At 72.5% G+C, this 17,782-nt stretch carries 17 protein-coding genes; 7 read left to right on the top strand and 10 right to left on the bottom strand.

Translation table 11 applies throughout. The annotated features are described in order from the left end of the window. Window positions 1-405 precede the first annotated feature (405 nt). Complete coding sequence (groES, locus tag ACFW6A_RS29610) at window positions 406-714, top strand: co-chaperone GroES (RefSeq protein WP_004955293.1); 309 nt, start codon at window positions 406-408, stop codon at window positions 712-714. Between the two features lie 108 nt (window positions 715-822). After that, entirely contained in the window at window positions 823-2,451 is a 1,629-nt protein-coding gene (gene groL, locus ACFW6A_RS29605; protein WP_386476189.1) for a chaperonin GroEL, read from the top strand. A gap of 96 nt (window positions 2,452-2,547) precedes the next feature. On the opposite strand, the gene ACFW6A_RS29600 is transcribed toward groL, so the two are convergent. The 6 genes from ACFW6A_RS29600 to ACFW6A_RS29575 all read right to left on the bottom strand — a co-directional run bounded on the left by ACFW6A_RS29600 (window position 2,548) and on the right by ACFW6A_RS29575 (window position 8,602). Next, window positions 2,548-3,246, bottom strand: a complete 699-nt coding sequence (locus tag ACFW6A_RS29600; protein WP_351845742.1) for an ester cyclase — start codon at window positions 3,244-3,246, stop codon at window positions 2,548-2,550. 53 nt (window positions 3,247-3,299) lie between these two features. Then, window positions 3,300-4,319 carry a hydroxyacid dehydrogenase gene (locus tag ACFW6A_RS29595; RefSeq protein WP_386644258.1) on the bottom strand — a complete coding sequence of 340 codons (1,020 nt, stop codon included), beginning with the start codon at window positions 4,317-4,319 and terminating at the stop codon, window positions 3,300-3,302. A 17-nt stretch (window positions 4,320-4,336) separates the two neighbouring features. Beyond that, window positions 4,337-5,185: a carbohydrate ABC transporter permease gene (locus ACFW6A_RS29590; RefSeq protein WP_386476185.1), complete on the bottom strand. Its 849-nt coding sequence runs from the start codon at window positions 5,183-5,185 to the stop codon at window positions 4,337-4,339. Then, complete coding sequence (locus tag ACFW6A_RS29585) at window positions 5,182-6,081, bottom strand: carbohydrate ABC transporter permease (protein WP_386644255.1); 900 nt, start codon at window positions 6,079-6,081, stop codon at window positions 5,182-5,184. The genes ACFW6A_RS29590 and ACFW6A_RS29585 overlap by 4 nt, the downstream gene beginning before the upstream one ends. 4 nt (window positions 6,082-6,085) lie before the next feature. Then, entirely contained in the window at window positions 6,086-7,402 is a 1,317-nt protein-coding gene (locus tag ACFW6A_RS29580; protein ID WP_351845734.1) for a sugar ABC transporter substrate-binding protein, read from the bottom strand. Window positions 7,403-7,510: 108 nt separating this feature from the next. Beyond that, on the bottom strand, window positions 7,511-8,602 hold the full coding sequence (locus ACFW6A_RS29575) for a substrate-binding domain-containing protein (RefSeq protein WP_351845732.1): 1,092 nt from the start codon (window positions 8,600-8,602) through the stop codon (window positions 7,511-7,513). Between the two features lie 216 nt (window positions 8,603-8,818). Here ACFW6A_RS29575 and ACFW6A_RS29570 point away from each other — a divergent pair, with 216 nt between their 5' ends. Further along, the gene (locus ACFW6A_RS29570) at window positions 8,819-10,651 is read left to right on the top strand and encodes a DUF2264 domain-containing protein (RefSeq protein ID WP_386644252.1); all 1,833 of its coding nucleotides are present in this window, start codon (window positions 8,819-8,821) and stop codon (window positions 10,649-10,651) included. Here ACFW6A_RS29570 and ACFW6A_RS29565 read toward each other — a convergent pair. The 3 genes from ACFW6A_RS29565 to ACFW6A_RS29555 form a co-directional block, all read right to left on the bottom strand. After that, window positions 10,587-11,015: a hypothetical protein gene (locus ACFW6A_RS29565; protein ID WP_351845728.1), complete on the bottom strand. Its 429-nt coding sequence runs from the start codon at window positions 11,013-11,015 to the stop codon at window positions 10,587-10,589. The genes ACFW6A_RS29570 and ACFW6A_RS29565 overlap by 65 nt on opposite strands. A gap of 200 nt (window positions 11,016-11,215) precedes the next feature. Then, window positions 11,216-11,989: an SDR family oxidoreductase gene (locus ACFW6A_RS29560; RefSeq protein ID WP_351845726.1), complete on the bottom strand. Its 774-nt coding sequence runs from the start codon at window positions 11,987-11,989 to the stop codon at window positions 11,216-11,218. A 74-nt stretch (window positions 11,990-12,063) separates the two neighbouring features. Continuing rightward, a complete protein-coding gene (locus ACFW6A_RS29555) occupies window positions 12,064-12,750 on the bottom strand; it encodes an MOSC domain-containing protein (RefSeq protein ID WP_351845724.1) in 687 nt (228 codons plus the stop codon). 90 nt (window positions 12,751-12,840) lie between these two features. On the opposite strand from ACFW6A_RS29555, the gene ACFW6A_RS29550 reads away from it, so the two are divergent. After that, window positions 12,841-13,740 (top strand): LysR family transcriptional regulator, encoded by a 900-nt coding sequence (locus tag ACFW6A_RS29550; RefSeq protein WP_351845722.1) that lies wholly within the window; start codon window positions 12,841-12,843, stop codon window positions 13,738-13,740. Between the two features lie 107 nt (window positions 13,741-13,847). On the opposite strand, the gene ACFW6A_RS29545 is transcribed toward ACFW6A_RS29550, so the two are convergent. Next, complete coding sequence (locus ACFW6A_RS29545; protein WP_351845720.1) at window positions 13,848-14,228, bottom strand: WhiB family transcriptional regulator; 381 nt, start codon at window positions 14,226-14,228, stop codon at window positions 13,848-13,850. Window positions 14,229-14,663: 435 nt separating this feature from the next. Here ACFW6A_RS29545 and ACFW6A_RS29540 point away from each other — a divergent pair, with 435 nt between their 5' ends. The 3 genes from ACFW6A_RS29540 to guaB all read left to right on the top strand — a co-directional run bounded on the left by ACFW6A_RS29540 (window position 14,664) and on the right by guaB (window position 17,764). Next, window positions 14,664-15,275, top strand: coding sequence for a response regulator transcription factor (locus tag ACFW6A_RS29540; protein ID WP_003948568.1), 612 nt, complete (start codon window positions 14,664-14,666; stop codon window positions 15,273-15,275). A gap of 243 nt (window positions 15,276-15,518) precedes the next feature. After that, window positions 15,519-16,121, top strand: a complete 603-nt coding sequence (locus tag ACFW6A_RS29535; protein ID WP_030750140.1) for a sigma-70 family RNA polymerase sigma factor — start codon at window positions 15,519-15,521, stop codon at window positions 16,119-16,121. 140 nt (window positions 16,122-16,261) lie between these two features. Next, a complete protein-coding gene (guaB, locus tag ACFW6A_RS29530) occupies window positions 16,262-17,764 on the top strand; it encodes an IMP dehydrogenase (RefSeq protein ID WP_351099787.1) in 1,503 nt (500 codons plus the stop codon). Window positions 17,765-17,782 lie beyond the last annotated feature (18 nt).

Raw genomic sequence — 17,782 nt, 5'->3', positions numbered from 1 at the left:
TCGCTACGACAAGACCGCCACCATCTACCTCGCCGGACTCCACATCGCCGCCATCTTCATCTGGTCGGCGAGATGATCCGAAAGAAACTTCCTAGCCCGGGACGGGGGCCCGGCCGCCCCGGCCGGGCCCGCGCCCTCGTACGGAACCCCGGACTCCGCTCGCGCGTTCCCCGGATCGGGGCCGGAACGCGGCGCGACCGGGCCCCCGGGGACCCGCCACGGGGTGAGGAATTGGCACTCCGCTTGACCGAGTGCTAATCGCGGTCATAGTCTCGGCTCTGGCACTCCCCACCGGAGAGTGCCAGGACAGCGACGGGCAGGTCCGGCACCCGCGACGACGGATCCCAGCTGGTCGCGACCCCAGACAGTTAACCCCGCGAGATCTCCGAAGGGGGAGGTCGGATCGTGACGACCGCCAGCTCCAAGGTTGCCATCAAGCCGCTTGAGGACCGCATTGTGGTCCAGCCGCTCGACGCCGAGCAGACCACGGCCTCCGGCCTGGTCATCCCGGACACCGCGAAGGAGAAGCCCCAGGAGGGCGCCGTCCTCGCCGTGGGCCCGGGCCGCTTCGAGAACGGCGAGCGCCTGCCGCTCGACGTCAAGGTCGGCGACGTCGTGCTCTACAGCAAGTACGGCGGCACCGAGGTGAAGTACAACGGCGACGAGTACCTCGTCCTCTCGGCCCGCGACGTGCTCGCGATCATCGAGAAGTAAGAGACGACGTACCTGCTTTGAACCGCGCCCCTGACCCCTTGATTACTTGGGCGTCCAGGGGCGCGGTTTGTTTTCCCACACGATTTCCGAGAGGGCTGAATCGCTCCCATGGCGAAGATCCTGAAGTTCGACGAGGACGCCCGTCGCGCCCTTGAGCGCGGCGTCAACAAGCTTGCCGACACGGTGAAGGTGACGATCGGCCCCAAGGGCCGCAACGTCGTCATCGACAAGAAGTTCGGCGCCCCCACCATCACCAACGACGGTGTCACGATCGCCCGCGAGGTCGAGATCGAGGACCCGTACGAGAACCTCGGCGCCCAGCTCGTCAAGGAGGTGGCGACCAAGACCAACGACATCGCGGGTGACGGCACCACCACCGCCACCGTGCTCGCCCAGGCGCTCGTCCGCGAGGGTCTGCGCAATGTCGCCGCCGGCGCCTCCCCGGCCTCCCTGAAGAAGGGCATCGACGCCGCGGTCAAGGCCGTCTCCGACGAGCTGCTCGCCACCGCGCGCCCGATCGACGACAAGTCGGACATCGCCGCCGTCGCCGCCCTCTCCGCCCAGGACCAGCAGGTCGGCGAGCTCATCGCCGAGGCCATGGACAAGGTCGGCAAGGACGGTGTCATCACCGTCGAGGAGTCCAACACCTTCGGCCTGGAGCTCGACTTCACCGAGGGCATGGCCTTCGACAAGGGCTACCTGTCCCCCTACATGGTGACCGACCAGGAGCGCATGGAGGCCGTCCTCGACGACCCGTACATCCTGATCCACCAGGGCAAGATCTCCTCCATCCAGGACCTGCTGCCCCTCCTGGAGAAGGTCATCCAGTCCGGTGGCTCCAAGCCGCTGCTGATCATCGCCGAGGACGTCGAGGGCGAGGCGCTCTCCACCCTCGTCGTCAACAAGATCCGCGGCACCTTCAACGCGGTGGCCGTCAAGGCCCCCGGCTTCGGCGACCGCCGCAAGGCGATGCTCGGCGACATGGCCACCCTCACCGGTGCCACCGTCATCGCCGAGGAGGTCGGCCTCAAGCTCGACCAGGCCGGTCTCGACGTGCTGGGCACCGCCCGCCGCGTGACCATCACCAAGGACGACACCACCATCGTCGACGGTGGCGGCAACTCCGAGGACGTCGCGGGCCGCGTCGCCCAGATCAAGGCCGAGATCGAGTCCACGGACTCCGACTGGGACCGCGAGAAGCTCCAGGAGCGCCTCGCGAAGCTGGCCGGCGGCGTGTGCGTGATCAAGGTCGGCGCCGCCACCGAGGTGGAGCTGAAGGAGAAGAAGCACCGTCTGGAGGACGCCATCTCCGCGACCCGCGCCGCGGTCGAGGAGGGCATCGTCTCCGGTGGCGGCTCCGCGCTCGTCCACGCCGTCAAGGTCCTGGAGGGCAACCTCGGCAAGGAGGGCGACGAGGCCACCGGTGTCGCCGTCGTCCGCCGCGCCGCCGTCGAGCCGCTGCGCTGGATCGCCGAGAACGCCGGCCTGGAGGGCTACGTCATCACCTCCAAGGTCGCCGAGCTCGACAAGGGCCAGGGCTTCAACGCCGCCACCGGCGAGTACGGCGACCTGGTCAAGGCCGGCGTCATCGACCCGGTGAAGGTCACCCGCTCCGCCCTGGAGAACGCCGCCTCCATCGCCTCCCTGCTCCTCACCACCGAGACCCTCGTGGTGGAGAAGAAGGAGGAGGAGCCGGCGGACCACGGCCACGGCCACGGTCACGGTCACTCCCACTGACCCCTGAGGTCACGACGTCCTGACGTCACGAGGCCCGGTGCTCCCGTCGCGGGAGCACCGGGCCTCGCCCGTTCCCGGGCCCTGCCGGAGCGGCCCTCAGTCCTCCACCGCGCCGAGCTGTCCCATCAGCCCGAGCAGGTCGTACTGCCACCAGCCCTCGACGATCTTCCCGTCGTCGCGGAAGCGGTGGACGGTGGTCCCGGTCATGGTGACCTCCATGCCCGTCGGCTGGAGCCCCATGAAGTCCCCGACGTGGGATCCCCGCCAGGTCCACCGGGTGCACACGCGGTCGCCGTCCGCGATCTGGTCGTCGACGGCGAAGGCGAAGTCGAAGCCCTTGCGCCACTCCTCCACCTCGCGCCGGACCGCGTCCAGCCCGATGGCGTCCTGCGGGTTCGTCGGATCGTGGTCGTGGTAGCCCTCGGCCAGCAGGGTGTCGAGCAGCGCCAGGTCGGAGCCGTCCGCGAACCGCTCGAACAGCTGCCGCGCGTTCGCCTTGTACAGCGCCTCGTCCCGGACCACGTCCAGGTCGGTGAAGGTCGGCATCTCGTCGCAGAGGGCGACCAGCTCCCGGAAGATCCGGTCGGTCTCCGGCAGCTGCGAGTTGCGCATGGCCACGTCGTACGAGGGGAACTCGACGATCTCCACGACGTGCGAGGCGTCGGACCGGTCGGTCCCGACGACGGCGTGGGTGGCGGTCCGTTTCCCCCGGGTCTGCTCGACCCACCGGTCCATGAGCCGGTTGAGCTCCTCGACCCGGCTCGTCCTGCAATCGATGATCTGCACGAAGGTCATGGCCGCCTCCGACCGGGCGAAGCCGCGGATGGACCCCTCCAGTCTAGGCCGCTCTAGGCCGAGTGCGTCAGGTCGGCGGCCCTGACCTCCTCCGCGAAGGGCTCGCCGCGGGTGTAGCGGGCGATCTCGTCCAGGGCCTGGTCGGTCATGCGGTGCAGCTCGTTGCCGAGGGAGCCGGCGACGTGGGGGGTGAGGAGGACGTTCGGGAGGCTGTAGAGGGGGGAGTCCGGCGGCGGGAGTTCGGGGTCGGTCACGTCGAGCACCGCGTGCAGGCGGCCCGAGGTGAGGTGGGGGAGGAGGGCGTCCTCGTCGATCAGGGAGCCCCGGGAGGTGTTGATCAGGGTGGCGCCGTCGGGCAGGGCGGCCAGCTGCCGGGCCCCGATCATCCGGTACGTGGAGGGGAGTTGGGGCGCGTGCACGGAGACGACCGAGCTGCGGGAGCAGAGTTCGTCCAGGCCGGCGAGGGCCGCGCCCGGCGGGGGAGCGGTCAGGTACGGGTCGTACAGCAGCACCTCGACGTCGAAGGGGCGCAGGAGTTCGACGACCCGGCGGCCGATGCGGGAGGCGCCGACGATGCCGACCGTGCGGCGGTAGTTGCCCCAGGCGGCGGACTCGGCGAGCCAGGCGTGGCCGGCGCGGAGCTCGGCGTACCGCTGGGCCGCGCGCAGCACCCGCTTCCCGGCGAAGAGGATCGCGGCGAGGGTGTACTCGGCGACCGGGAGCGCGTTGGCGGCGGCCGCGCTGGTGACCCTGAGGCCGCGCTCCCAGCAGGCGTCGGTGATGTGGTGCTTGACCGAGCCGGCCGCGTGGACGACGGCCCGCAGCCGGGGGGCGCGCGCCAGCACCTCCGGGGTGAGCGGGGTGGCGCCCCAGCAGGTGAGGAGGAGTTCGGCCTCGGCGAGGGCGGCGGCGGTGCGCGGGTCGGGGTCGGCCAGGTCGTGGGCGACCAGGTGCGGGTCGGTGCGGGTGAGGGCCGCGAGGCGGGTGCGGTGGACGTCGGTGAGGAGGCGGCCGGCGACGCCGGGGCCCATCGCGAGCAGGAGGGAAGGACGGTGGTCGGTGGTCGGGTGCATGGCGGGACCTGTGCTCCTCACTTGACGCTGCCGGCGGTCAGGCCGGCCTTCCAGTGGCGCTGGAGCGAGACGAAGGCGACGACGAGGGGGACGACGGCGAGCAGCGAGCCGGTGACGACGAGGGGGTAGTAGTCCGGTTCGGCGTGGGCGTTGCTGTTCCACGCGTAGAGGCCGAGGCTCAGCGGGAAGAGCTTCTGGTCCGAGAGCATCACCAGGGGGAGGAAGAAGTTGTTCCAGACGGCGGTGAACTGGAAGAGGAAGACGGTCACGAAGCCCGGCATGACCGTGCGCAGTCCGATCGACCAGAAGACCCGCAGCTCGCCGGCGCCGTCGATCCGGGCGGCCTCCAGGGCCTCGTCGGGGACGTAGGCGGCGCACAGCACCCGGGACAGGTAGACCCCGAAGGGGTTGACGAGGACTGGGAGGAGCACGGCGGCGTAGGTGTTGACGATGCCGATCTCGCTGGCCAGCAGGTACATCGGCAGGGCGAGCGCGGTGGTGGGGACGAGGACGCCGAGGAGGACCAGGCCGAAGAGCTTCTCCTTGCCGCGGAAGTCGTAGACGTGGAAGGCGTATCCGGCGGCGACGCTGATCAGCGCGCAGGCGGCGGCGCCGACGCCGGCGTAGAGGAGGCTGTTGAGGTACCAGCGGAAGTAGACGCCGTCGTGGTACTCGGCGAGCCGGGCGAGGTTGCCGCCGAGGTCGAAGCCCTCGAAGGAGAAGGCGTCGCCGGCCAGGAGGCCGCCGGCGTCCTTGGTGGCGGCGGTGACCAGCCAGACGAGCGGGAAGAGCATGTAGCAGGTGGCGAGGGCGAGGACGCCGTTGACGGCGGTCTTCGACAGCCAGCGGGAGCGGGGGGTGCTCATGCGGTCCGCTCCTTCCGGTCCTTCCGGCCGCCCGTCAGCCGGGTCACCGCGAAGGAGAGCAGCGCGGCCGTCAGGGCCAGCAGGATCGAGGCGGCGGCGGCCAGCCCGTAGTCGTTGCGGTCGAAGGCGGCGGAGTACGCGTACATGTTCGGCGTCCAGGTGGAGGTGACGGCGGAGCCCGTGCCCCTGCTGAGGATCAGCGGTTCGGTGAAGAGCTGGAGGGAGCCGATGACGGTGAAGAGGCCGACCATCGCCAGGGAGCCGCGCAGCAGCGGGATCTTGACGGCGAAGGCGGTGCGCCAGGCTCCGGCGCCGTCGACGGTGGCGGCTTCGAGGACCGAGCGGTCGATGGCCTGGAGGGCGGCGTAGAAGATGATCAGGTTGTAGCCGAGCCACTCCCACAGGGCGATGTTCACGACGGACGGCAGGGCGCCCTCGGGGGAGAAGAAGTCGAAGCCGATCCCGCCGGCCTCCATCGCCTTCACGACCGGGCTGAGCTGGGGCGTGTAGAGGTAGACCCAGATCAGGGCCGCGATGATGCCGGGCACGGCGTGCGGCAGGAAGAGCGCGAGCTGGAAGAAGCGGCGGGCGCGGGCGAGGGCGGTGTCGAGGAGGAGGGCGAGGCCGAGGGCGCCGCCGAGCATCAGCGGCACGTAGAGCAGGCAGTAGCCGAGCAGGACGCCGAATCCGTCGCGGAAGGCCCGGTCACCCAGTGCCGCGGCGTAGTTGCCGAGGCCGGTGAAGACGGTCTCGGAGCCGCCGAAGCCCAGTCCGGACTGCTTCTCGGTGAAGAGGCTGAGCCAGACCGCGTATCCGATCGGCACCACCAGCGCCGCGGTGAAGAGCAGGAAGAACGGGGTCAGCAGGAGTGCCGCGGCACGGGTGCGGGCCTTCACGTGCTCAGCCCTCGACCTTCAGGCCGCGCTTGGTGAGTTCGGCGACGGTGGCGTCGTGACCGGCCTTCACCGCGTCGGCGAGGGTGGGGCCGCCGGGGGCGACGGCGCCGAAGCGGTCCTTGATCGCGGTGTTGGTGGTGCCGGTGCTGGGGCCCCAGGACCACTGGGGGGTGATGGAGGCGCCGGCCGCCTCGAAGAGGGCGTAGATGTCCTGGCCGCCGTAGTAGCTCGCGTCGAAGGCCTTCTTGGCGGCGGGGCGCAGGTCGGCGGCGGCGGGGAAGGCGCTGGAGGTGCCGGAGGCGATGCGGGCCTCGACGCCCTCCTCGGTGGTGGCCATCCACGTCGCGAACTCGACGGCGGCGGCCTTCTTCGTGCTGCCCTTGGTCACGGCGAAGGTGGAGCCGCCGAGCATGCCGGAGGCGGGCTTGCCGTCCCAGCTCGGCATGGGGGCGACGGCCCACTTGCCGGACTGCTCGGGGAGGGTGCCCTTGAGGACGCCGGCGCCCCAGGAGGCGCCGAGGTAGCCGAGGGTGGTGCCGTTCTTGAGGGAGCCGGTCCACTCGGGGCTGAAGGAGGCGTTCTTGTGGACGAGTCCGTCGTCGAGGAGGCCCTGCCAGTAGGCGGTGACCCTGGTGGTGGCCGCGTCCGTGGTGTCGATCTTCCAGGTGTCGTCCTCGGCCTTGAACCACTGGGCGCCGGCCTGCCAGGCCATCGCCTCGAAGGTGGTGGGGTCGTCGGGGAAGAAGGTGGCGATGCGGGCCTTCGCGTCGGCCTTCTTCACCTGCTCGGCGGCCTTCCTGAAGGCGTCCCAGGTGGTGGGGACCTCGATCCTGTGCTTCTCGAAGAGGTCCTTGCGGTAGTAGAAGGCCTGCGGGGCGGCGTCGAAGGGGACGGCCCAGGACTTGCCGCCGAGGGTGGTGAGGTCGACGGCCTGGGGGAGGAGCTTCGCGCGGTCGGCCTCGGTGAAGACGTCGCCGATGTCCTGGAGGGCGCCGGAGGAGACGAACTCGGGGAGCGAGGGGTACTCGATGGAGACGAGGTCGGGGGCGTTGCCCGCCTTCACCGCGTTGGAGATCTTGGCGTAGCCGCCGGCGTTGCCGGAGGGGATCTCCTCGTAGGTCACCTTGATGTCGGTGTGGGAGGCGTTGAAGGCGTCGACGACCTCCTTGGAGCCCTTGGCCCAGCCCCAGAAGGTGATCGTGACGGGCTTGCCTGCGGCGGAATCGGCGGCGTCACCGCCCCCGCCGCAGGCCGTGAGGACGGCGAGGGCGGTGGCGGTGCCGGCTATGACGCGGGACGTTCTGCTCCAACTGAGGCTCACGGCACGGCTCCTGATCGGCGGCGCGGACGGGGTTGGCCGTGATCCTGGGACCGTTCCTGAGCGAAGTCAAGAGCGAAAGATTGAATGATCGAAAAAAGATCAGATCGATCAGGGAGTGGGAGCCGGGCCCGGGGCCCCGCACGAGGCCCGCACCCGCAGCCGGGGCAGCAGGCTCACGTGCCGGCTCGCCGCCTCCTCGCCCCCGCCCCCGGTCAGCCGCTCCACCAGCAGCTCCGTGGCGTGCCGGCCCACCTGCCGCTTCGGCGGGGCGACCGCCGTCAGCGGGATGTCCGCCAGCGCGGCGACCTCGTCGTCGTACGCGATCAGGGCCAGGTCCTGCGGGACCCGCACCCCGAGCGGGGCGAGCCGCTGCACGATCTCGATCGCGTCCACGTCGTTGTGGACGAGCGCCGCGCTCGCCAGGCCCGAGCGGACCGCCTCGTACAGCGCCCGCACCGCCCGCTCGAAGCCCTCCGGGTCCGCCTCGGCCGGCACCGAGTCGATGACCGGCAGCGGCCGCTCCAGCCCCAGCACCGCCAGCGCCTCCGCGTATCCGGCCCGCACCGCGAGCGCGGTCGGCGAGTCCCCGCGGGCCACCAGCAGCGGGGTCGCGTGACCGAGCCCGAGCAGGTGGCGCAGGGCGAGCAGCACCCCGTGGGCGTGGTCGGAGGAAACCCGGTCCAGGCCGTCGAGCGGGCCGCCCGGCTCGGCGCGCCGCTCCAGCAGGACGGCGGGCACGGGCAGCTCCGCCAGCCAGTCGCCGTACGCGAGCCGGTCCTCCGGCCCGCGCCAGCCCGGCGCCACCAGCACGCCCTCGGCGCCGGCCGCGAGCAGCCCCTCGGTGCGGGCCCGGTCCTCCTCGGGGCGGTAGTCGGAGATCCGCAGCACCAGCCGGGCGCCCGCCCGGGCCGCCGCCTCGTGCGCCCCCCGGATGACCTCGGCGAAGTAGTACGTGGCGGAGGGCGCGAGCAGGCCGAGGACCAGGCCCTCGCCGGCGCCGGGACCGCTCTGGCCGCGGGGCCACGAGACCTGGCCGTGCACCCGGTCGAGCAGTCCCCGGGCGGCCAGCGCCTCGGCGTCGCGGCGGGCGGTGACGGGGGAGACCCCCAGCAGGCCGGCCAGTTCGGCGACGCGGACCGTGCCGCGCTCGCGCACCAGGTCCAGCAGTCGGGCGTGTCGTTCGGCGGCACTCTCGCGCACGTGCGGTTCCCCCTCGCGGTGGTGGTGGTTCCCCGACCTTAGATGAAGATGATCGAACGGCGGGATTTTCGATCATTCGATCCGGATCTCTTGACGTTTCGATCGGGCCCCGCCGAGGATTCCGGACGACGCCGGTGCCGATGCCGGCGAACCGGTGCCGACGCCGCCGTCGCCGTCGAAGGGGACGCCGAAGCGCCCCGGAGCCCAGGGAGCATCATGCCCACCCCGCCCGAGGACCGGGGGCTCAGCCCGTACACCGGCTGGACCCGCGCCCACTGGGAGGACGCCGCCGACCGGCTCCTCCTCGCCGTCCGCCCCCACGCTTCCCCGCACGGCGGCCTCATCGGCCTCCCCGGCCCCCGCCCCAGCTGGTCGGGCCCCCGCTCCGACGGCCTGGAGGGCTTCGCCCGCACGTTCCTCCTCGCCGCCCTCCGCGTCGCCGGCGCCCGCGGCGCCGACCCGCACGGCCACCTCGACCGGTACGCCGCGGGGCTCGCCGCGGGCACCCGGACGCCCGGCCGGCCGGACGCCGAGTCCTGGCCCCTGATGGCCGACACCCGCCAGGCGGTCGTCGAGTCCGCCTCGATCGCCCTCGGCCTCCGCCTCACCCGCCCCTGGCTCTGGGACCTCCTCGACGACCGCACCCGCCACCGCGTCGCCGACTGGCTGCTGCCCGCCCTCGGCCCGTCCCCCGTCGACAACAACTGGTGGCTCTTCGGCCTCACCGTCGCCGGCTTCCTCCGGGACGCCGGCGTCGAGGCCGACCGCGCCGCCGCCACGATCGACCGCTCCCTCGCCCGCGTCGAGGACTGGTACCTCGGCGCCGGCTGGTACAGCGACGGCGACAACCGCGCCTTCGACCACTACAACTCCTGGGCCCTGCACCTCTATCCGGTGCTCCACGCCCACCTCGCCGGCGACCGCGCGCTGCTCGACCGGTACGGCCCGAGGCTCCGCGCCCACCTCGACGACCACGTCCACCTCTTCGACGTGAACGGCGCCCCCGTCCCGTACGGGCGCTCCCTGATCTACCGCTTCGCCGCGGCCGCCGCCCCCTGGCTCGGCACCCTCACCGGCCACACCCCGCTCACCCCCGGCGCCACCCGCCGCCTCGCCTCCGGCAGCCTGCGGTACTTCCTCGACCGCGGCGCCACCGACCACCGCGGCCTGCTCACCCTCGGCTGGCACGGCCCCCATCCGCCGCTCGTCCAGGAGTACTCGGGCCCGGGGTCCCCCTACTGGGCCGCCAAGGGCTTCCTCGGCCTGCTGCTCCCCCCGGACCACCCCGCCTGGACCGACCCCGAGGAACCCCTCCCGGCCGAACGCGCCGACACCGCCCGCCCCTTCGGCCCCACCGGCCTCCTCGTCCAGACCACCGCCGCCGACGGCCTCGTCCGCCTCCACAACCACGGCAGCAACCACGTCGCCGCCGGCGGACCCGAGGGCGACGACCCGGGCTACGCCCGCTTCGCCTACGCCACCCGCACCGGCCCCACCGGCGCCCCCGACCCGGCCGACAACCACTTCGCGCTGCTCGCGCCCGACGGCACGGCCAGCCGGCGCGGCCCCGCCGAACCGCTCGCCACCGGCCCCGACCGGGCCGTCTCCGCGCACACCCCGCTCCCCGGCGTCCGGGTCGTCTCCACCACCCTCGTCCACGGGCGCGCCGAACTCCGCGTCCACCTGGTCCTGGACGCCCCGGAGGGGACCCCCGTACGGCAGACCGGCTGGGCCGTCGCCGAAGGACCGGACGCGCCGGTCTCCCAGCTCCACCCGGTCCACGGCTACGGCCCCGAGGTCGCCGACCTGCCCACCGGGGCCACCCTCCAGGGTCCGGCCCCGACCCGCACCCCCGCCGTCCACGGCACCACCCGCGGCCCCGTCGCGCTCTTCGCGGCGCTCGCCTCGCTCACCGGCGAGCCCGACCCGGCCCCGGCCGCGGCCCTCGCGGAGGTCGGGGTCACCGGCGGGACCGTGCTGCACGTCACGTGGTGGGACGGTGCCGCTGCGCGCGTCGACGCAGCGCCCGGCGGTCCGACCACGCGGTGACCAGCGCCTGGACGGCCATGGTCGCGGCGAAGGTCCCGACCGCGATCATGAAGGTGCCGACCGCGTAGAGACCGCTGGCGTCGTCCGACCAGTCGTAGAACACGGCGATCGTCAGCCCCGCCGTGGTGCCGACCGCACCGGCCCGGCCGTGCCCCCGCACCGCCATCCACACCACCGGCACCAGCAGGGTCAGCACCAGCCCGGCGCCCTGCCAGGTCTCGTACGGGCCCGTCTCCGAGCCGTCGGGGTGCACGTCGCGCTTCTGGTCCCAGCCCATCCAGGCGGCCCAGGCCGCCATCGCGAACAGGGCCGTCAGCAGCCCGGCGGCGGAGAGGGAGAGCTTGCGGAGAAGGATTCGGTCCATGCCCCGAGAATCGGGCACCCGACCGTCCCCCGGCAGGGCGCGGCGTACTCAATCCTCCCTGAGTACCGCCCCGGCCGGGCCTGGGTACGGGGCCCGCCGGGGCCCGCGCCCCCGGACCGCGCACGGGATCCACCGCGGCCGGTGCTTCCGGACCGCGCCGGGATCCACCGCGGCCCGTACTTCCGGACCGCGTACGGGGCCTACTGCGGCCCGTACTTGCGGCCCGCCTTCGACGACACCCCGCCGAGCAGCGCGCGCGGCGCCAGCTTCACCACGCCCATCAGGGCCTTGTAGCGCGGATCCGGGATCGACAGGGTCTTGCCGCGCGCCAGGTCCGACAGGGCCGCCGCCACCAGCTTGTCCGCGTCGAGCCACATCCAGCCCGGGATGTTGTCCGTGCCCATCCCGGCCCGCTCGTGGAACTCGGTGCGCACGAAGCCCGGGCAGAGCGCCATCAGCCGCACCCCGCTGCCCGCGAGGTCCCGGGCCGCGCCCTGGGTGAACTGCACGACCCACGCCTTCGAGGCGCCGTAGGTGCCGCGCGGCACGAAGGCCGCCACCGAGGCGACGTTCACCACCCCGCCCCGCCCGCGCTCCCGCATCGCGGCCGCCGCGGCCGAGGTCAGCCGGAGCACCGCCTCGCAGTGCACGGTCAGCATCCTCAGCTCGTCGGCCATCGACACGTCGAGGAAGCGGCCCTTGTTGCCGAAGCCCGCGTTGTTCACCAGCAGGTCGACCGGGCGGCGCGGGTCGGAGAGCCGGGCCTCGACCGCCGCGATCCCCTCCTCGTCGGAGAGGTCGGCGGCGAGCACCTCGGCCTCCACCCCGTGCCGGTCGTGCAGCTCGGTGGCCTGCTCCCGGAGGCGCGCCAGGTCCCGCGCCACCAGGACGACGTCGTGCCCGTCGGCCGCCAGCCTGCGCGCGAAGGCGGCCCCGATGCCGGCGGTGGCTCCCGTGATCAGTGCAGTGGTCATACCGGAACCGTAGTGCCCGGCGGCGCGCCACCGGGCACCCGTACGACCCGGTACGGCCTCGGTACGGCCGCGGTTCAGCCGCCGTACTCGTCCGCGTACCGGCGGGCCAGCGCGAGCAGTCCGGACTCCATCCACTCCGCGGCCACCAGGGTCTCCGGCAGCAGCGCGCGCTCGGTGGTCGCGGCCCGGTGCAGGAGGGCGACGGTGACGCCGTGGTCCGGCCGGCGCACCACCGTGACGGGGTCGCCGGCCCGCACCTCGCCCGGCTCGATCACCCGCAGCAGCGCGCCCGGCCCGGCCCCGGCCCGGGTGAACCGCCGCACCCAGCCCTTCGCGTCGACGCCCTGCTCCTCCAGATGGCCCTGGAAGGTGCGGCAGGGGATCCGGCCGCCGGTGACCTCCAGGACCACCGACCCGCCGATCCGCCAGCGTTCGCCGATCAGCGCCCCGTTCACGTCCAGGCCGCTCGTCGTCAGGTTCTCGCCGAAGGAGCCGTTCGCCAGCTCCCGGCCCAGCTCCCGCTCCCAGAGGTCCAGGTCCTCGCGGGCGAAGGCGTACACCGCCCGGTCCGCGCCCCCGTGGAAGCGCAGGTCGCACACGTCGTCCCCGGCGACACCGCTCGCCCCGACGCCGTTCGGTCCGGGGGACTCGATCCGGACGGGCCCGTCGACGGGCCGCTTGTCGATGCCCGTCGTCCCCGAGGCGGAGTCGGTGTAGCCGACGCGCTTCGCCCGGCCCGCGTTCACACTCAGCAAGGTCATGGGGGCAGCGTAGGCGGGTCCCCGCCGAACAAACTCAAAGATTTGATCGAACATTCGCGCCCGAACCCAAGATTCGCTTATGCTCGCACCATGATCGAGGCACGCCACCTCCGCGTCCTGCGGGCCGTCGCCGCCACCGGCTCCTTCTCCGCCGCCGCGCGCGAACTGGGCTGCACCCAGCCCGCCGTCAGCCAGCAGATGAAGGCCCTGGAGGGTTCGGCCGGCACCCCGCTGCTCATCCGGACCGGCCGCGAGATGCGCCTCACCCAGGCCGGCGAGGTCCTCGTCCGGCACGCCGCCGGCATCCTCGCCGGACTCACCGCCGCCGAGGAGGAGGTCGCCGCCATCGCCGGACTGCGGGCCGGCCGGGTCCGGCTGGTCTCCTTCCCCAGCGGCAGCTCGACCCTCGTCCCCACCGCGCTCGCGGCCCTGCGCGCCGCCCACCCCGGCACCCGGGTCTCCCTCGTCGAGGCCGAACCGCCGCGCTCCGTGGAGATGCTCCGCGAGGGCGACTGCGACATCGCCCTCGCCTTCCGGTACGGAGCGGGCCAGGCGCCCGGCGAATGGGACGACCTGGTGGTCCGCCCGCTCCTCACCGACCGGCTCGTCGGGCTGGTCCCCGAGGCGCACCCGCTGGCCGGCGCCGGCTCCGTGGGCATCGCCGAACTGGCCGGGGACTCCTGGATCGCCGGCTGCCCCCGCTGCCGCCGCCAGCTGGTCGACGTCTGCGAGGAGGCCGGCTTCGCCCCGCGCATCGACTTCGCCACCGACGACTACCCGGCGGTGGTGGGCCTGGTCGGCGCGGGCCTGGGCGTGGCCGTCCTGCCGGAGCTGGCCATCGAGTCCGTGCGGCCCAAGGGGGCGCGGACCGTCGCCGTCGAGCCCGCCGTGGAGCGGGAGATCGTGGCGCTGACCCTCCCGGACCTGGCCCAGGTCCCGGCGGTCGCGGCCACCCTCGACGAGCTGACCCGGGCCGCCACGCGCGCGTAGGGCGCCCCCGCCGCCACGCGCGCGTGGCGCCGGGCCCCGGATTCCGGGCGTGCCTCCGCCGGGTCCGTCGGATCAGGCGGGGTCCCCGCTTACGGGGAAACGTTCCTTCACATGTGCCCCGCGACCGAGCGGCCGGCGGACGCCGCCGTGGCCGTGGCGGGCGTGGCGCGTCCGGCGGCCGCCGTCGCGGGTGCCGCCGTGATCAACCGGTTGCGCGCTCGTCCCATGAGTTCTTCGCGTTCGTCCTCGGTGAGGCCGCCCCAGACGCCGTAGGGCTCCCGCACGGCGAGTGCGTGTGCCGCGCACTGCGCGCGGACCGGGCACCGCATGCAGACCTCTTTCGCCGAGTTCTCACGCGCACTCCGTGCCGCGCCGCGCTCTCCCTCGGGGTGGAAGAACAGGGAGCTGTCGACCCCGCGGCAGGCCGCGAGCAGTTGCCAGTCCCACAGATCGGCGTTGGGTCCGGGAAGGCGGGAGAAATCTGCCATTGCGCTAGTCCCCTTGAAACCGTGTCGAAACGGGTGGGTTGGGTGGGCGGGTGTGCGCCGTCGGTCCGGGGGTCCTCGGGCCCCGGTGGGTCCGGATCTGTCCGACTACTGTCGAAGTAGATGTAAATATGACTCATTGCGAATCTAGCCACAGACACCGCGAAAAGGGAAGAAAACCCGCTAAATGGGGCATAGCTTCTGGTGATGGACGCACGACCTGCGACGCTCTTCTCCGTGCACGGCCCCTCACAAGGAGTGCCGAAGGTCTCGTCCGACCCGTAACTCTTTCGAGTGACCATCGTTGAGAGTGCGAGGCGGTTGAATGAACAAGCGATCGGGCAGGTGTCCGGGAGCTCAACCGCACAGGTGACGATACGTACAGCCCTGGAGGCTCAAGGTGACGCGCATCAGCTGCGAGAGCCGCGGAGGTCGCTCATGACCTCCGTTCTCGTCTGCGACGACTCCCCGCTTGCCCGAGAGGCGCTTCGCCGCGCGGTCGCGACCGTGCCCGGCGTGGAGCGCGTGACCACCGCGGCCAACGGCGAGGAAGTCCTCCGCCGCTGGGGTGCGGACCGCTCGGACCTCATCCTGATGGACGTGCGCATGCCCGGCCTCGGCGGTGTGGAAACCGTCCGCCGGCTGCTTTCCGCCGACCCCGGCGCCCGGATCATCATGCTCACCGTCGCCGAGGACCTGGACGGCGTGGCGCTCGCGGTCGCCGCCGGCGCCCGCGGCTACCTGCACAAGGACGCCTCGCGCGCCGAGCTGCGGGCCACCGTCACCCAGGCGCTCGCCGACCCGACCTGGCGACTCGCCCCGCGCCGGCTCCGTTCGGCCGAGATGGGCGCCGCGCCCACCCTCACCGCGCGCGAGATCCAGGTCCTCGAGGGCATGAGCCACGGCCGGTCCAACGCGGAGATCGGGCGCGAGCTCTTCCTCTCCGAGGACACCGTCAAGACCCACGCCCGACGCCTCTTCAAGAAGCTCGGCGCCTCGGACCGGGCGCACGCCGTCGCGCTCGGATTCCGCTGGGGCCTGGTCCGCTGAATCGCCGTGCGCCGGCCGTCTCCCCGTCCGTACCCCCGTCCGCCGAGGGGCGGACGGGGCGGGCCTGTGTCACTTCCCCGCCCGATGCCGCATCCTTGAGGTGTGGAGTTCCTCGGGGACGAGTCGATCGAGCGGAAGGGGAGGGCGCCAGAGATGAATCCCGGCGCACCTGCTCATAACGCTTCGGTGCACAACTACGGACACGGTGCCACGGACGGACGGGCGTCAAGGCACCATGGAGCGATGCGCGACGACGAGACCATGGGCTCCCCCATGCCTGCCGGGCAGGGGGAGATCGGCGCGCTCGTCCACCGTGCCGTCGAGGGAGACGCGCAGGCCACCCACGACCTGCTGGCCCGCGTCCACCCCCTCGCCCTGCGCTACTGCCGCACCCGGCTCAACCGGCTGCCCGGCGACGCCCGCCACTTCGTCGAGGACCTCGCGCAGGAGGTCTGCGTCGCCGTCCTGATGGCCCTGCCCCGCTACAAGGACACCGGCCGCCCCTTCGAGGCCTTCGTCTTCGCCATCGCCGGACACAAGGTCGCCGACCTCCAGCGGGCCGCCATGCGCCACCCCGGCTCCACCGCCGTGCCCTCCGACGAGATGCCCGAGCGGCCCGACGACTCCCTCGGCCCCGAGGAGCGGGCCCTCCTCAGCGACGACGCCGAATGGGCCAAGAAGCTCCTCGCCAACCTCCCGGAGAACCAGCGGGAGCTGCTCGTCCTGCGGGTGGCCGTCGGACTGACCGCCGAGGAGACCGGCCAGATGCTCGGCATGTCCCCCGGCGCCGTCCGGGTCGCCCAGCACCGCGCCCTCAGCCGGCTGCGGGCCCTGGCCGAGCAGTAAGGCCCGCTCTCGGCCGTCGTCCCTTTCGTCCACGTACGAAAGCACAAAGCTTCCCGCTGATCTTGATCGTGGAATGAGACACCGCTCCGGGCCGTTAGCATGGACATCCCGCACCGATCAAGGCCATTTGGGAAGGTGTCATGACTGCCAACGTCGACGGAGTGCCCGGTAAATTCGCGACACTCGGGCTGACCTACGACGACGTGCTGCTGCTGCCGGGAGCCTCCGAAGTGCTCCCCAACGCGGTCGACACCTCGTCCCGCATCTCTCGTAACGTCCGGGTCAACATCCCGCTGCTCTCCGCGGCGATGGACAAGGTGACCGAGTCCCGCATGGCGATCGCCATGGCCCGTCTGGGCGGCGTCGGCGTGCTCCACCGGAACCTCTCCGTCGAGGACCAGGTCAACCAGGTGGACCTCGTCAAGCGCTCCGAGTCCGGCATGGTGACCGACCCGATCACGGTCCACCCCGAGGCGACCCTCGCCGAGGCCGACGCCCTCTGCGCGAAGTTCCGCATCAGCGGCGTCCCGGTCACCGCCCCGGACGGCAAGCTCCTCGGCATCGTGACCAACCGCGACATGGCCTTCGAGACCGACCGCAGCCGTCAGGTCCGCGAGGTCATGACGCCGATGCCGCTGGTCACCGGCAAGGTCGGCATCTCCGGCGTCGACGCCATGGAGCTGCTGCGCCGCCACAAGATCGAGAAGCTTCCGCTCGTCGACGACGAGGGCGTGCTCAAGGGCCTCATCACCGTCAAGGACTTCGTCAAGGCGGAGAAGTACCCGAACGCCGCCAAGGACGCCGAGGGCCGCCTGCTCGTCGGTGCCGCCGTCGGCGCCAGCCCCGAGGCCCTCGAGCGGGCCCAGGCGCTCGCCGCCGTCGGCGTCGACTTCCTCATCGTCGACACCTCCCACGGCCACAACAGCAACGCCCTCAGCTGGATGTCGAAGATCAAGTCGAGCGTGAACGTCGACGTGATCGGCGGCAACGTCGCCACCCGCGACGGCGCCCAGGCGATGATCGACGCCGGTGTCGACGGCATCAAGGTCGGCGTCGGCCCCGGCTCCATCTGCACCACCCGCGTGGTCGCCGGCATCGGCGTCCCGCAGGTCACCGCCATCTACGAGGCCGGCCTCGCGGCCCGCGCCGCCGGCGTCCCGCTGATCGGCGACGGCGGCCTGCAGTACTCCGGCGACATCGGCAAGGCGCTCGCCGCCGGCGCCGACACCGTGATGCTCGGCAGCCTCCTCGCGGGCTGCGAGGAGTCGCCCGGCGAGCTGCTCTTCATCAACGGCAAGCAGTTCAAGTCGTACCGCGGCATGGGCTCGCTCGGCGCCATGCAGTCCCGCGGCCAGGGCCGGTCCTACTCCAAGGACCGCTACTTCCAGGCCGACGTCACCTCCGACGACAAGCTCGTGCCCGAGGGCATCGAGGGCCAGGTGCCGTACCGCGGCCCCCTCTCCTCCGTCGTCCACCAGCTCGTCGGCGGCCTGCGCCAGACGATGGGCTACGTGGGCGCCGCCACCATCGAGGAGATGGAGTCCAAGGGCCGCTTCGTCCGGATCACCTCGGCGGGCCTCAAGGAGAGCCACCCGCACGACATCCAGATGACGGTCGAGGCGCCGAACTACAGCAGGAAGTAGTCCGCGCACACGGGAGGG

Source organism: Streptomyces sp. NPDC058758 (genome assembly GCF_042746075.1).
In the GTDB taxonomy this organism is placed as follows: domain Bacteria; phylum Actinomycetota; class Actinomycetes; order Streptomycetales; family Streptomycetaceae; genus Streptomyces.
This window is presented reverse-complemented; position numbering and strand designations above follow the sequence as displayed.